This window comes from Brochothrix campestris, assembly GCF_046058945.1.
In the GTDB taxonomy this organism is placed as follows: domain Bacteria; phylum Bacillota; class Bacilli; order Lactobacillales; family Listeriaceae; genus Brochothrix; species Brochothrix campestris.
The window spans coordinates 1,236,112-1,250,509 of the sequence record NZ_CP175511.1 but is presented as its reverse complement, the minus strand read 5'-3'; the positions used below and the strand labels follow the sequence as shown (position 1 = coordinate 1,250,509).

The 14,398-nt window shown below is 40.3% G+C and carries 14 protein-coding genes; 11 read left to right on the top strand and 3 right to left on the bottom strand.

All coding sequences use genetic code 11. The features are described from left to right. Positions 1–2 precede the first annotated feature (2 nt). On the bottom strand, positions 3–278 hold the full coding sequence (locus ACJYYY_RS06180) for a GNAT family N-acetyltransferase (protein ID WP_035312704.1): 276 nt from the start codon (positions 276–278) through the stop codon (positions 3–5). A 123-nt stretch (positions 279–401) separates the two neighbouring features. Continuing rightward, the gene (locus ACJYYY_RS06175) at positions 402–836 is read right to left on the bottom strand and encodes a hypothetical protein (RefSeq protein ID WP_035312706.1); all 435 of its coding nucleotides are present in this window, start codon (positions 834–836) and stop codon (positions 402–404) included. A 377-nt stretch (positions 837–1,213) separates the two neighbouring features. Between ACJYYY_RS06175 and ACJYYY_RS06170 the strand changes: the two genes are divergently transcribed. The 5 genes from ACJYYY_RS06170 (at position 1,214) to ACJYYY_RS06150 (ending at position 7,043) form a co-directional block, all read left to right on the top strand. Beyond that, positions 1,214–2,254: an aspartate-semialdehyde dehydrogenase gene (locus ACJYYY_RS06170; protein ID WP_408868715.1), complete on the top strand. Its 1,041-nt coding sequence runs from the start codon at positions 1,214–1,216 to the stop codon at positions 2,252–2,254. A gap of 30 nt (positions 2,255–2,284) precedes the next feature. Next, the gene (gene dapG / locus ACJYYY_RS06165) at positions 2,285–3,499 is read left to right on the top strand and encodes an aspartate kinase (RefSeq protein ID WP_035312708.1); all 1,215 of its coding nucleotides are present in this window, start codon (positions 2,285–2,287) and stop codon (positions 3,497–3,499) included. 18 nt (positions 3,500–3,517) lie between these two features. After that, positions 3,518–4,411: a 4-hydroxy-tetrahydrodipicolinate synthase gene (dapA, locus tag ACJYYY_RS06160; protein WP_035312710.1), complete on the top strand. Its 894-nt coding sequence runs from the start codon at positions 3,518–3,520 to the stop codon at positions 4,409–4,411. An 18-nt stretch (positions 4,412–4,429) separates the two neighbouring features. Beyond that, complete coding sequence (locus ACJYYY_RS06155; RefSeq protein WP_035312712.1) at positions 4,430–6,106, top strand: ribonuclease J; 1,677 nt, start codon at positions 4,430–4,432, stop codon at positions 6,104–6,106. A gap of 355 nt (positions 6,107–6,461) precedes the next feature. Then, entirely contained in the window at positions 6,462–7,043 is a 582-nt protein-coding gene (locus tag ACJYYY_RS06150; RefSeq protein WP_035312713.1) for a DNA-3-methyladenine glycosylase I, read from the top strand. A gap of 312 nt (positions 7,044–7,355) precedes the next feature. Here the strand turns inward: ACJYYY_RS06150 and ACJYYY_RS06145 are convergent, their stop codons facing one another. Then, positions 7,356–8,945: an ABC-F family ATP-binding cassette domain-containing protein gene (locus ACJYYY_RS06145; RefSeq protein ID WP_035312716.1), complete on the bottom strand. Its 1,590-nt coding sequence runs from the start codon at positions 8,943–8,945 to the stop codon at positions 7,356–7,358. Between the two features lie 222 nt (positions 8,946–9,167). Between ACJYYY_RS06145 and ACJYYY_RS06140 the strand changes: the two genes are divergently transcribed. The 6 genes from ACJYYY_RS06140 to murB all read left to right on the top strand — a co-directional run bounded on the left by ACJYYY_RS06140 (position 9,168) and on the right by murB (position 14,035). Then, positions 9,168–9,896: an amino acid ABC transporter ATP-binding protein gene (locus ACJYYY_RS06140; protein ID WP_035312717.1), complete on the top strand. Its 729-nt coding sequence runs from the start codon at positions 9,168–9,170 to the stop codon at positions 9,894–9,896. 16 nt (positions 9,897–9,912) lie between these two features. Next, entirely contained in the window at positions 9,913–10,698 is a 786-nt protein-coding gene (locus ACJYYY_RS06135; RefSeq protein WP_156921063.1) for a transporter substrate-binding domain-containing protein, read from the top strand. Positions 10,699–10,713: 15 nt separating this feature from the next. Continuing rightward, positions 10,714–11,361, top strand: a complete 648-nt coding sequence (locus tag ACJYYY_RS06130; RefSeq protein WP_035312721.1) for an amino acid ABC transporter permease — start codon at positions 10,714–10,716, stop codon at positions 11,359–11,361. Between the two features lie 12 nt (positions 11,362–11,373). Then, entirely contained in the window at positions 11,374–12,024 is a 651-nt protein-coding gene (locus ACJYYY_RS06125; protein ID WP_035312723.1) for an amino acid ABC transporter permease, read from the top strand. Between the two features lie 113 nt (positions 12,025–12,137). Further along, positions 12,138–12,974, top strand: coding sequence for a hypothetical protein (locus ACJYYY_RS06120; protein ID WP_408868714.1), 837 nt, complete (start codon positions 12,138–12,140; stop codon positions 12,972–12,974). 143 nt (positions 12,975–13,117) lie between these two features. After that, positions 13,118–14,035: a UDP-N-acetylmuramate dehydrogenase gene (gene murB, locus ACJYYY_RS06115; RefSeq protein WP_035312730.1), complete on the top strand. Its 918-nt coding sequence runs from the start codon at positions 13,118–13,120 to the stop codon at positions 14,033–14,035. Positions 14,036–14,398 lie beyond the last annotated feature (363 nt).

The window sequence follows — 14,398 nt, the reverse complement described above, 5'->3', positions numbered from 1 at the left end:
TACTATTTATGCCACACATCGGCATATTCAGGCTTACGCTCAAATTGAACCTTGGCAAATGAACAACTTGGCACAATCGCTTTCTTTTCACGTCGTGCTTTTGCAACAGCTTCAGCAACAAGTTCTTCAGCGATACCTTGGCCTCGTAAATCAGGATGCACAAAGGTATGGTTGAGTGACCATAGGTTATCATTAACTGCTATTAAGGTCACCTCGGCTTTCAAGTGGCCGTGTTCGTCGTTCGCAAATAAACGTAATGGTTCTTCAACTAATTTCATCGTAAGCACCTCCAAGTGAATTTAATTCTATTTTATAGGAAGAAGGGCCTGCGATGCAATTATGCTGATTATCAGAGAGTGCCTTTTGCCTGAAAGCTATTGCTGTTTAGCGTTAACTTGGGCTTAATTATGGTACCATGATCCAGAAATCCGGGTGGAATTAAGGTTGCTAATCGTCATCACTTCAACATTTACAAACGTACCGGCTGGAATCATATTCGGTAACGAGACGCTGCCTAGCGTGATTTCAATCCAAGGTCCGGTCCAAGTTGGTAGACCAGGCACCATTGCTCGCGCGAGTAAACGTTCGCCGGCAGAGTTGATATTGATGTTTAATTCAAGTGGCATGTTCGCGAATAATTTTTCGCGGGGCACCGGATCAACCCGATGCGGTGTATTATAAATATAATGATCTGAGAAATAACCAACATCAAACGGTTGCTGTTCGACCTGAACAGGTCCTTTGTGAGTGACAGCGGCAGTGGCAGTATGACTGATGAGGAGAGGAAGCGAGGCTAACGCAATCAGTGCGGCAACAACGAACTTACAGTGTTTCATCAAAATCATCTCCCTTCGAGTGTTAAATTCTCAGCGTGAGAACTTACATAAAAAGCGTAACATGGTGTTTTTAAGCCGTCAACGATTGCTGGAATAGTCTTATAGCGTAATGTGATAGACTGACACACTACCGACCTTAGTTACTTGTATTTTTAAAGGGGATAAAAAGATAGCTAGAATCTTCGTATATTTTATTTTGGCAGCCGCCAGTTTTGTCAGAAAAAACAGACATTTCGCTAAAATAGTGCTACGACAATGATTTATTCCAATTAAATTTAAAGTATTCGCTTTCAAACAGATGACAGACGCGTTAAACACAAGTATAATAGGGGGTATTAATATATCAATTAAATTGAACTCAAAAGGGGACTAACAAAATGACAAAATTATATAATGTAGCTGTCGTCGGTGCAACTGGCGCTGTAGGGGAACAAATTATTTTACAATTAGAACAAAGCGACTTACCGATAGCAACGATTAAATTTTTATCGTCACCTCGTTCTGCGGGCTCAACTTTGTCATTTAAAGGGAAACCGGTTATCGTTGAAGAAGCAACACCGGAGAGTTTCACTGCAATTGATATTGCTATTTTTAGTGCCGGTGGCTCAATCAGCGCTGAATTAGCACCAGAGGCTGTTAAACGTGGTGCAATCGTGATTGACAATACAAGTCACTATCGAATGGCAGAAGATGTGCCACTCGTCGTTCCAGAGGTTAACGAAGATGCTCTTCGTCAGCATCATGGCATTATCGCTAACCCGAACTGTTCAACGATTCAAATGGTTGCAGCCCTTGAACCGATTCGTCAACAATATGGTTTGAAACGTGTGATTGTTTCAACGTATCAAGCTGTCTCAGGGGCAGGGAATTTAGCAATTGATGAATTATATACACAAACACAGGCCGTCTTAAACAACGAGCCAGTTGAAGCAACTATTTTACCATCTGCCGGTGATAAAAAACATTATCAAATCGCCTTTAATGCGATACCGCAAATCGATGTATTCGGTGAAGACGATTACACGTACGAAGAACATAAAATGATTAATGAAACGAAAAAAATCATGGGCGATGCAAGCCTTAAAGTCGCAGCAACCTGTGTACGTCTCCCGATTTCACGTGGTCATTCTGAGTCTGTGTATTTTGAAATCGACGAAGCTGGTGTCAGTGCGGCTGATATTAAAGCGTCGCTTAAAGATGCACCTGGTATCGTTTTACAAGATGACCCCGCAACGCAAACATACCCACAAGCATTAGACTGTGTAGATAAACGCGAAACCTTTGTCGGCCGCGTCCGTCGCGATTTAGACGAACCTAAAGGCTTTCACATGTGGGTGGTTTCAGATAACTTACTTAAAGGGGCGGCATGGAACTCTGTTCAAATTGCGGAGCGTCTCGTAGCGTTAAACATTATTTAATTGGTGTCGACCACAAGGAGTATTGATCGTATGAAGCTTATTGTACAAAAATTTGGGGGGACTTCTGTCAAAACGGCAGAGTCGCGCCATCTTGCTATTGGGCATATTCAATCCGCCTTAAAGAAAGGCTATCAGTCAGTCGTTGTTGTTTCAGCCATCGGTCGCACCGGCGATCCGTATGCAACCGATACATTACTAAGCTTAATCGATAGCCCTAATACGGCGCTATCGTTACGGGAACAAGATATGCTGTTATCAGTAGGTGAGTTAATATCGGCCAATGTGTTTGCCGATATGCTACTAAAGGCAGGCATTAAAGCAACGGCTTTATCAGGGGGGCAAGCGGGTATTTTAACTGATGATAATCACCAAAATGCCGATATCCTGACCGTTAATCCAAAACGGATTTATCATGAGTTAAAAAACGGCGCCGACGTTGTCGTAGTGGCTGGTTTTCAAGGTGCCACTCATAGCGGTGACATTACAACACTAGGTCGAGGTGGAAGCGATACATCAGCAGCTGCGTTAGGCGTGGCTGTTAAGGCTGACTTTATTGATATTTTCACCGATGTTGAAGGGATAATGACGGCCGATCCACGCGTCGTTAAACGTGCTAAACAACTCGATAAAATAACGTATACTGAAGTGATGCAAATGGCAACAGAAGGCGCGAAGGTGATTCATCCGCGCGCGGTTTCGACCGCAAACCGCGGTAAAATTCCGATGCGTGTCCGTTCAACCTATTCGCAAAATGAAGGAACGTTAATTACAGATATTTCACCAGTTGAGCAAAAACAGGCGGCTCAGTCGCACGCGTTGTTCTGTGGTGTGACACATATTAACAATCTCTGTCAGTTTACGGTCACAAAAACGGCCGCGTTATCGGCTGAGACCTTAGCTGACTTATTGGCCGCAAATCGTGTCAATGCAAGCTTTATCAACGAAACAGCGACTGAATTATTATTCAGTGTACCTGATGTGCGTCGTCACTTAATTGCCGATGTCTTAAACAATCAAGGAAATGTCGCCACAATCCGTGAAAAATGTGCTAAAATTACAGTAGTGGGTATTGAACATCGTCATATGGATGATGTCTCACAAACGATTCTGACGGCCTTAAATAAAGAAAACATTCGCATTTTACAATCGAAATCAAATACGAATACATTATGGGTTTTGGTAGATGAAGGGAACATGATTCAAGCTGCAAACTCATTGCACGATATTTTTAATCAAACAAGCTAAATTAGAGGAGGATCACAGATGGAATTTGGAAAAGTCATGACCGCAATGGTTACACCATTTGATGTTGAAGGCAAGGTGAATGAAGCTTTAACAGAAAATCTTGTGAACTATTTAATTGACAACGGATCTGACGGCCTTATTGTTGGTGGTACAACGGGAGAATCAGCGACCTTAAGTCACGCTGAAAAGCTCGCTTTATACCGCTACGCAATCCATGCTGTAAATGGTCGTGTGCCCGTAATTCTAGGTGCCGGCTCAAACAACACAGCCGAATCTGTTGCCTTTACAAAAGAAGTCTCACATTTAGGTGCTGATGGTATTCTAGCAGTCGTTCCATATTATAACAAACCCAGCCAAGCAGGGATTTATGAACATTATAAAGCCATTGCAGCAGCAACCGACTTACCGGTGGTTGTTTATAATATACCAGGACGTTCTGTTGTTAAAATTGACTTAGAAACCCTCGTTAAACTAGCGGATATTCCTAACATCGTTGCGCTCAAAGATTGCACAGCTGATTTTAGCATGCTCTCACAGTTGCACGCACGCGTTGGCGATAAAATGAAGATTTACAGTGGCGAAGATGCATTGACCTTACCATTATATGCAGTCGGCAGTGCTGGCGTGATTTCGGTCACATCGCATATCGCTGGCATGCAAATGCAAGCAATGCTCGCAGCCTTTGATGCAGGTGACATTGAAACAGCGCGTCGTTATCATCATGACATCATGCCCGTTATTAACGCATGCTTTAGCGTTCCTAGTCCAGCACCAGTGAAGTTCTGGCTTAATAAACAAGGCATTGCAACCGGTCAACCACGGTTACCGATTGTTGCAGTAACAGCTGAAGAAGCTGACCAAATTGAGCAAGTGATTTCAGCATTTCAACAACAATACACACAAATAAAATAGGCGAAAGGAGGGTATATTTTGACAATCAAACCAGTAGAAAACATCAAAATTTTATCTCTCGGTGGTGTAGCAGAATTAGGTAAAAATTTATATGTAGTGGAAGTGAATGACGATATCTTTATTTTAGATGCCGGCCTCCGTTTTCCAGAAGATGAATTATTAGGAATTGATGTTGTAATACCCGACATTAAGTATTTAGAAGAAAACCAAGACCGTATTAAGGCTGTGTTCTTATCACACGGTCACGAAGATGCAATTGGGGCATTGCCTTACTTGTTGAAAAAAATCAATAATATTCCCGTTTACGGAACAGAACTAACTGTTGCCCTCGCACGTGCAGCGATTAAAGAGCATAAAGATTTAAAATACAACCGTTTCCATGTGGTACATGCGCGTTCGCGTTTATCTTTTGAACAAATCAATGTATCGTTCTTTGCGACAACACACTCAATCCCGGATTCAATTGGGATCGTGTTACATACAGCAGATGGCGCGATTGTTTATACAGGGGATTTCAAGTTCGATCAATCAGCGCGCGAAGGCTATCAAACAGACCTTGGTCAAATTGCTAAAATTGGTGAAAAAGGTGTGCTTGCCTTACTGTCTGATAGTTCAGATGCTGAACACCCAGGTTACACTTCAAGTGATGCAGTTGCAGCCCAAGAAATGTTAAAAGGCTTTAAACAAGCGAAAGCGCGTATTATTGTAGCTGTCGTTGCATCAAATGTGAGTCGCTTACAACAGGTATTTGACGCAGCGGCTGCGACACACCGTAAAGTAGCTATTCTTGGAAAAGAGTTAGAACGTGTCGTAACTGTTTCTGCGAAGTTAAATAAACTTGTTGTTGCAGATGAAGACATGATTGTTCCGATTAAAGAAATTGACACGATTGCTGATGAAAAATTAGTCATTATCGAAAGCGGTCACTTAGGTGAGCCGATTCGCCAATTAAATAAAATGGCGAAACAAGCACATCGTTTAGTCAACGTTCGTCCTGGCGATACGGTCTTTATTGGTGCAACAGCTGATCCTGCAACGGAAACAATCTTAGCGAAAACGGTTGATTTAATCTATCGTAATGATGCGATTGTGACAACTTTCTCAAAAGATATCTTTATTTCAGGTCATGCGAGCCAAGAAGAACTGAAGATGATGATGAACTTACTTAAACCCAAATATTTCGTGCCAATTCACGGTGAATACCGCATGTTAATTGAACATACAAAAATCGCACGTACAATGGGCTTCGATAACAGCCAAATTTTCATTATCAACAAAGGCGATATTCTTGAGTACAAGGATGAAAAATTCGCAATGGGTAGCCGCGTCTATTCAGGTAATACTTTAATTGATGGTTTAGGTGTGGGCGATGTCGGTAATATCGTTCTGCGCGACCGTAAATTGTTATCAGAAGATGGCATTTTCATTGTTGTGGTAACGATTAGCCGTCGTCAAAAACGGATTGTTTCTGGTCCTGAAATGATGTCACGTGGCTTTATTTACATGCGCGAATCAGAAGCTTTAATCGAGGCTGCAACAAAGATGGCTGAAAAAATTGTCATCGAAACATTAGAAGATAAAAACTTTGAATGGGCTAACCTTAAACAAGCAATTCGTGATAAATTAAACCGTTACTTATTCGAACAAACACGCCGTCGTCCGATGATTTTACCGGTAATTATGGAAGTTAATTAATAAAAGTGGCAACAACTTGGTTAACAGCGCTTAAATTGGAGAGCAGGCCGCTGCGACTTTATAGTGTCGCTTAGGCGTGCTTGAAATTTAAAAGCTGTTAGTTGTTAAAACTAGATAACAATAAAAGTGGCAACAACTTGGTTAACAGCGCTTAAATTGGAGAGCAGGCCGCTGCGACTTTATAGTGTCGCTTAGGCGTGCTTGAAATTTAAAAGCTGTTAGTTGTTAAAACTAGATAACAATAAAAGTGGCAACAACTTTATTTAAGTAATAATGAATCCAAACAAAAAAACAGTGTGCCTTTAGGCCACTGTTTTTTATTTTAACACCATCAATCGAAAGTAGGGATGCGAAGATGACAATTTGTGACTGGGCGCAACAACACGCTGAAATGACCCTTTATCATAATGAAGAATGGGGCCGTTATACAGCTAAAACAGATGCAAGTTATTTTGAATTTCTGACCTTGGAAGGAGCTCAGGCGGGTCTATCATGGCGAACTGTTTTAAATAAGCGTGAGGGCTATCGTAAGGTATTTCACCATTTTAACCTTGAACGCTGTGCACAGTTAAGCGACGAAGAATTAGAGGCGGCGCGTTTAAATACGGCGATTGTTCGTCATAAACTCAAAATTTATTCAGTGCGAAAAAACGCACGGGTCTTACAACAAATCATTGTCGAATATGGCTCGATTGAACAGTATTTCAGAGGTTTTTTTAGTGTCGTACCAATCGTCAACGAGTGGCAAAAAATGAGCGAATTACCAAATGAGAGCGCTGAATCAAAGGCTATTAGTAAAGACCTCAAAAAACGAGGCTGTTCATTTATCGGACCGACGATTATTTATGCATTCTTACAGGCGACTGGATTTGTTGATGACCATTTAACGACGTGCCCCTACCATCAATCGTATCAAAAAGAGCCTCTTAATGCCTAGAGTTAAGTGGGTGAGAGCGATTCTAAGCGTGTTAACTTTCATGGGACTTACAGTTGTAGTTAAGGTGGTTTAATTAGACTGGATAGGATACTGTTATCTTTTCTAGTTCAATCAGCTAACAGCTCGTGTATTTCAAGTGCTTTGCTAGCGACGCTAACGAGTCATCTTCATTCTAGTCGGAAATATAAAGATTTAAGGTGAGTGTACCGATGATAATCCACTATTGACGAATTAGAACAACGTTTATCTTCTGTCTCTGAGTAACTAAAAAGGGTAACGACAGTGAATGTCGTTACCCTTTTTAGTTACTTTTTATTTTTGTGTTTCTAAATATTCATCGTAAGATTGTTTTTTGTTGTAGAATGAACCTGGTGTTACATCAATCACGCGGTTAGCTAATGATTGTGTAAACTGATGATCGTGACAGATAAAGAGCATAACGCCTTTAAAGTCCATTAAACCATCATTCAAGGCTGTAATTGATTCTAAGTCCAAGTGGTTAGTTGGTTCATCGAGCAGCAATGTATTTCCACCTGAAAGCATCATCCGGCTTAGCATACAACGTACTTTTTCGCCCCCTGATAAAACGCGTACTTTTTTTAGTACTTCGTCACCAGAGAATAACATACGACCTAAGAACCCACGTAAAAATGATTCGGCATCTTCAGTAGGTGAATATTGACGCAACCATTCAACTAAGTTAAGGTTTGAACCTTCAAAGAAAGAAGTGTTGTCTTTCGGAAAGTATGTTTGTGAAGTTGTAACACCCCATTTAAACGTGCCTTCATCTGGTTCCATATCGCCAGCTAAAATAGAGAGAAGGGCAGAAGAAGAAGAATCATTGCCGACAAACGCAACTTTATCGTCACGATCGAGTGTAAATGATACGTTATCTAACACTTTCACGCCATCAATTGTTTTTGAAAGACCAGATACTTGTAAAATATCATTGCCGACTTCACGGTCTGCTTGGAAACGAATAAATGGGTAACGACGTGACGATGGTTGAATATCATCAAGCGTAATTTTATCCAATGTTTTTTTACGAGAAGTGGCTTGTTTTGATTTCGAAGCATTGGCTGAGAAACGCGCAACAAAGGCTTCTAATTCTTTGATTTTTTCTTCTTTTTTCTTGTTGCCATCTTGTAACATCCGTTGTGCTAATTGACTTGATTCATACCAAAAGTCATAGTTACCAACGAATAATTTGATTTTGTTGTAATCTAAATCGGCAATATGCGTACATACTTGGTTTAAGAAGTGACGGTCATGCGAAATTGCAATAACAGTATTTTCAAAATTAGCTAAGAAATCTTCTAACCACATAATTGCTTTTAAGTCCAAGTGGTTAGTCGGTTCATCGAGAAGTAAAATGTCAGGTTTACCGAATAGTGCTTGAGCAAGTAAAACTTTCACTTTGCCACCACCGTCAAGTTCTTTCATTAACTTATCGTGATCACCGGGTAAAATACCTAAGCCTTTTAAGAGGATTGCTGCATCTGATTCAGATTCCCAACCGCCCATTTCGCCGAATTCACCTTCAAGTTCAGCGGCACGAAGACCATCTGCATCAGTAAAATCTTCTTTCATATAAATAGCATTCTTTTCTTCCATAATTGCGTACAATTTTTGATGCCCCATAATAACAACATCAAGCACACGGTGCTCTTCAAATTCAAAGTGATCTTGTTTTAAAACCGCTAAACGTTCACCTGGAGTGATATGAACATCGCCTGTTTGTGCTTCAATTTCACCTGAAAGAATTTTCAAGAATGTTGATTTTCCAGCACCGTTTGCGCCGATAAGGCCATAGCAGTTACCTGGTGTGAATTTCATTGTTATATCTTCAAATAGTTTTTTGTCAGAAAAACGCAGTCCGACATTACTTACTGTGATTGTCATCTGTTTTGTTACCCTCTTTCATATCGTTTTTATTCCATAAACTCTATTATATCAACAAAAGCAAGTAAAATCAATCTAGTAAAACATAATAGCACCAATGTTATAAGAAGTACTTATGGTTAACCGAAGGTAACTTAAGAAATACTATTGACAAAAGGTGATGGTAGGCATAAAATTGAGAGTATTCTAACAATTCTTGCAATACAACTAAGGAGGCACAACATGATTGAATTTAAAAATGTCGATAAATATTACGGCGAATACCACGCCTTGCGTGGGATTAACCTCGAAATAACTAAAGGTGAGGTTGTTGTAGTTATTGGGCCTTCTGGTTCCGGTAAAAGTACAATGTTACGTACAATCAACGGTTTAGAAGAAATCAGTTCCGGACATTTACTCGTTAACAATTATGATTTACATAGCAAAGGGACAGATATTAACATTGTTCGTAAAAATGTCGGCATGGTGTTTCAACATTTTAACTTGTATCCTCATAAAACAGTCTTAGAAAACATTACGTTAGCACCGATAAAGGTCTTGAAAAAAACCAAGGAACAAGCCATTCAAACCGGGTTAGCCTTACTCGAAAAGGTTGGTTTAGCTGATAAAGCGAATGTTTATCCAGCCAGTTTATCAGGTGGGCAACAACAGCGGGTGGCAATTGCTCGTGGATTAGCAATGGAACCTGAGGTGATGCTGTTCGATGAACCGACATCAGCACTCGATCCCGAAATGATAGGGGAAGTTTTAGATGTAATGAAACGTTTAGCACAAGATGGGATGACAATGATCGTCGTGACACATGAAATGGGCTTTGCCCGTGAAGTGGCCGACCGTGTTATTTTTATGGACCAAGGAACCGTACTCGAAGACCGTGAAGCAGTTGCATTTTATGATGGGCCCAAAGAAGAACGTGCACGTCAATTTTTAAGCAAGATTATTAACCACTAAAATGAGGGGGATGGCAATGAAAAAACTACTACTCACTGTCTTTTCACTCGCAACACTGACACTGGCTGCCTGTGGCAACCAAGTGGCATCGGTTGATATTAGTGAACGACTTGAAACAAAGCCGGCGATTGCATGGGGTGTGAAAACAGATACACGTTTATTCGGTTTAACAAATATTGCGACAGGTAATATTGAAGGCTTCGACATTGATATTGCAAAGGCCTTAACTACTGAAATAGCTGGAAAAGACGCTACCGCTAGTTTCGTGGAAGTGACATCGAAAACCCGGATTCCACTATTGAAAAACGGTAATATCGATGCGATAATTGCGACGATGTCCATTACGCCTGATCGCCAAAAAATAGTCGACTTCTCAGATGTTTATTTTGATGGTGGTCAGTCGCTGCTTGTAAAAAAAGGCAGTCCCATTAAGTCTGTCACTGATTTAAACGAAAAGACAACAGTGTTAGCAGTCAAAGGGTCGACCTCGGCTGTTAATATTCGTAAGTTAGCACCTAAAGCGAAAATATTAGAATTGGAAAATTATTCTGAAGCCTTCACTGCTTTAAAATCGAAGCAGGGTGATGCAATGACCACCGATAGTGGTATTTTATACGGAATGGTCGCACAAGATAACAGCTATGCAGTCGTTGGTGGTAATTTTACGGATGAACCGTATGGAATTGCTGTTAATAAGGGACAGGAAGCCTTTGTTAAAGACATAAACACGGCACTTGTCACCTTAAAAAAGAATGGTACGTATCAAAAAATATATGATAAATGGATCCCAGAAAACGACTAAAGAAAGGGGTATTCGATGTTCTCAATTTTAACAACTAATTACGAAGCCTTACTTAGCGGCTTTTTATTCACCCTTTTATCGAGTGTCATTGCCCTCGTCTGTAGCTTGATTATTGGTGTCGTGATGGCAATATTACAAATTTCACAATCAAAACTTGCACGCGGACTCGCTTCAACCTATGTTGAATTTTTCCGTAATATTCCCTTACTCATTATCGTGATGTTCTTTTATGTCGTTATTCCAATGTATTTTTTCAACATTAATGGCTTTACAGCCGGTACGATTGGCCTAACGCTTTATACGTCGGCTTTTATTGCTGAAACAGTTCGAGCTGGTATTTTATCGGTACCCAAAGGGCAGATGGAAGCAGGTCGTTCAACAGGTTTAAGTTATAGCGAAACGATGACTAGCATTGTGTTGCCGCAAGCAATAAAAATTGTTGTGCCGCCATTGGGCAACCAATTTATCAACCTTGTAAAAAACTCATCTATTTTAGCGATGGTGGCTGGTCTCGATTTGATGTACCAAGGCGATTTGATTTCATCGGTTAATTTTAATGTATTCGAAACTTATATCGTGGTCGCTTGTTTTTACTTGATTTTAACCTTGCCATTAAGCTATTTAATGAACAATTTAGAAAAACGCTGGTCAATTAGCGATTAAGGAGGAGTCATCATGGATTTTGTTGGAGCTTACAGTTGGATCAACATCCGTTTTTTATTAGAAGGATTATGGATGACTGTTCTTGTCGCTTTGATAGCGATTATCTTTAGTTTTATTATCGGTAGTATCATTGGATTGGTTCGTTACATGAAGATGCCATATGTTTCAAAAAGTGTTGGTGTTATTACCGACGTTATCCGCAACTTGCCGTTGTTGTTAATTATCTTCTTTACCTATTTCGCCCTGCCAAAAATCGGCGTCCGCCTTGATATTTTTTGGTCTGTAGTGGCGGCAATGACCGTTTTTGAATCGGCGATGGTGTCCGAAATCATTCGTGGTGGTTTGAAATCAATCCCTAAGGGACAAATGGAGGCTGCTCGCTCAACCGGATTAACCTATTTGCAGGCAATGTTCAGTGTTGTGATGCCTCAAGCATTACGCAAGATGATTCCACCGATTGTTAGCCAGTTCATTTCACTCATCAAAGATACCTCGCTAGCGGTTGTCATTGCGTTGCCCGAAGTAACGCATAACGCTAAAATAATCTACGGTCAAGACACATCATTCGTCATCCCGATGTTTGTTGCGATGGCTGCATTTTACTTTATCGTCTGTTATGCCCTATCACTTGTTGCTAAACGTCTTGAAGTTAAATTAGGCTAGGTCACATCTGTCTGTTATTAGCCAGTGAGCAAGCAATGCTGGAACGTTAATAACTGACAGATGTTTCTTTTTGACTTATACTAGAAGTATAAATAACTGAATAGGGTGATAGCATGATTGAAAAGACACGACAAACTGATAAATCGATGCGCCACCGCCTCGAACTTGAGAAACGGATGCCATATTGTTTTGCAGTAAACAAGGACATATTCACATTAATTAAATATGAAAAATTAGGTAAAACGACGGGCTATGTTGTCGTTGATGCCAATGATACCGTTTGTAATCGTGAGGTTGCGGTCGCTGTATATCAACAAGCCTTACACTTACATCGCCTCACAGAATATGCACTCGTACGTCATCATAGTTTACATTCACATGATTCACAAATGGCTGAACGAATTGAAGCAGAACTTGCATTGATACAACCGGAGGAATTTTCGTATTCTATCCGTGATGAGGCGGTAGCGACCTTAGCTTGCCTTCAAATATTTGTCACGAATCAACGCGCACTTGATGTGCATTTAAAAGACATGTTGCTCATCTTAGACAAAATTAAAGAACAACAACAAATAACTTCGTCAGATTGGAGCTATCTAACAGAAAAAACGCTTGCAATTGGCAATTTAGCGTATGAACAAATTCAATATTTAAAAAATACAAAAGAACAAATTGAAGCTGTCCGTGACTGGATCAGTCGCAAACATAAGAGTTTTACGAAAACAGAAGCCAAATACATGAATCGTTTTTCGACGCTCTTATCCGAAATCAATGCGCAATTTATTTTCGATAAAGTCGTTGATACCTTACCAATACTCGAAAAAGTGACCTTTTCTGGTGACAACCTCTCATTGAAACAACGTCTACGCCTTTTTAATGAACGTTATACAAACGCATTAATGACCGACATTACCTTGGATGAGACGGCACTTGCCTTATTACGTAATTAAAACAGCTTGTCAAAGCTGTTTTGTTGCGAAGAAAGAGTGGTGCGTATCTTCAGGAACAGATGTATACCGCCTATTGGTATACATCTTTTTTATGGTACAATATAGATGATAAAACAACTTTATAATAAAGGATGGCGTAAAAAATGATTGAAAAAATCGCAGCTGAGTTAACAGAGATGAATGATGCGCTCATTTTAAAAATAGATGAACCGCTCCACCCGTATACGTATACAAAAACTGGAGGGAACGCCGACATCTTTATCGCGCCTCACACGGTCGCAGAAGTGCAAAGCGTCGTTAAATATGCACATGAACATAAAATACCATTGATGGTTCTTGGGAATGGCTCAAACTTAATTATTCGTGACGGTGGCATTCGTGGCATCGTTTTATATTTAATGAACATGAATAAAATCACTCATACAAACCATACCATTACTGCTCAAACAGGTGCAGCTATTATCGATGTATCACGTTATGCCCGAGATATCTCACATACAGGTCTTGAATTCGCCTGTGGTATTCCTGGCAGCGTCGGTGGCGCCTTACATATGAATGCCGGTGCATACGGTGGTGAAACGAAAGACGTGTTAAATCGCGCACTTGTTTTAACAGAGACTGGTGTTCTCCTTGAACTCGATCGTGAAACGTTAGAAGCTGGCGCCTCGTATCGACACAGTCTCATCGGTGATAAAAATTACATCGTGCTCGAAGCCGATTTCTTATTATGTGAAGATAGCGAAGCGATGATTGCCGCTAAAATGGCTGATTTTACTGAACAACGTGAAACAAGACAACCGCTAGAATACCCGTCTTGTGGCAGTGTTTTCAAGCGGCCAGCAGGTCGTTTTGTCGGTCCCATGATTCAAGAAGCTGGTCTACAAGGCTACACAATCGGTGGTGTACAAGTATCAACGAAGCACGCTGGCTTTATGGTGAATGTGAATAACGGAACAGCAACTGATTACATGGCTTTAATTGCTCATGTTCAACAAGTTATTTTAGAAAAATACGATGTGCAATTAGAGCCTGAGGTTAAAATAATCGGTGAACAAGAATGACCGAAGGGTTTTTATTTGACATTTAAAAAAGTCTCTATTTAATAGTTGTTTGAAGTATGTTATCCTAATAGTAACGAACTAGTCAACAGTTCAACCTAATTAGGATAGGAGAGCGAAAAATGACATTGTTTAGTGGTATTACTGTACTGATAGTAGTGATGGCTGCTGTCATTTATTGGCTTAAGCCTTCCAGAAATTAACTATATCGAGATAATTAACCCCACTTCCGTTGTTGGAAGTGGGGTTTGGTCGTTTCAGTGGTTATTCATTGTTGAGGCCTGTTATCCCATGTTATAATCCGGTTACAAACGACAATAACTTCTTCAAAGTGATGATACTCAGTCAAACTCACAGACGCTACAT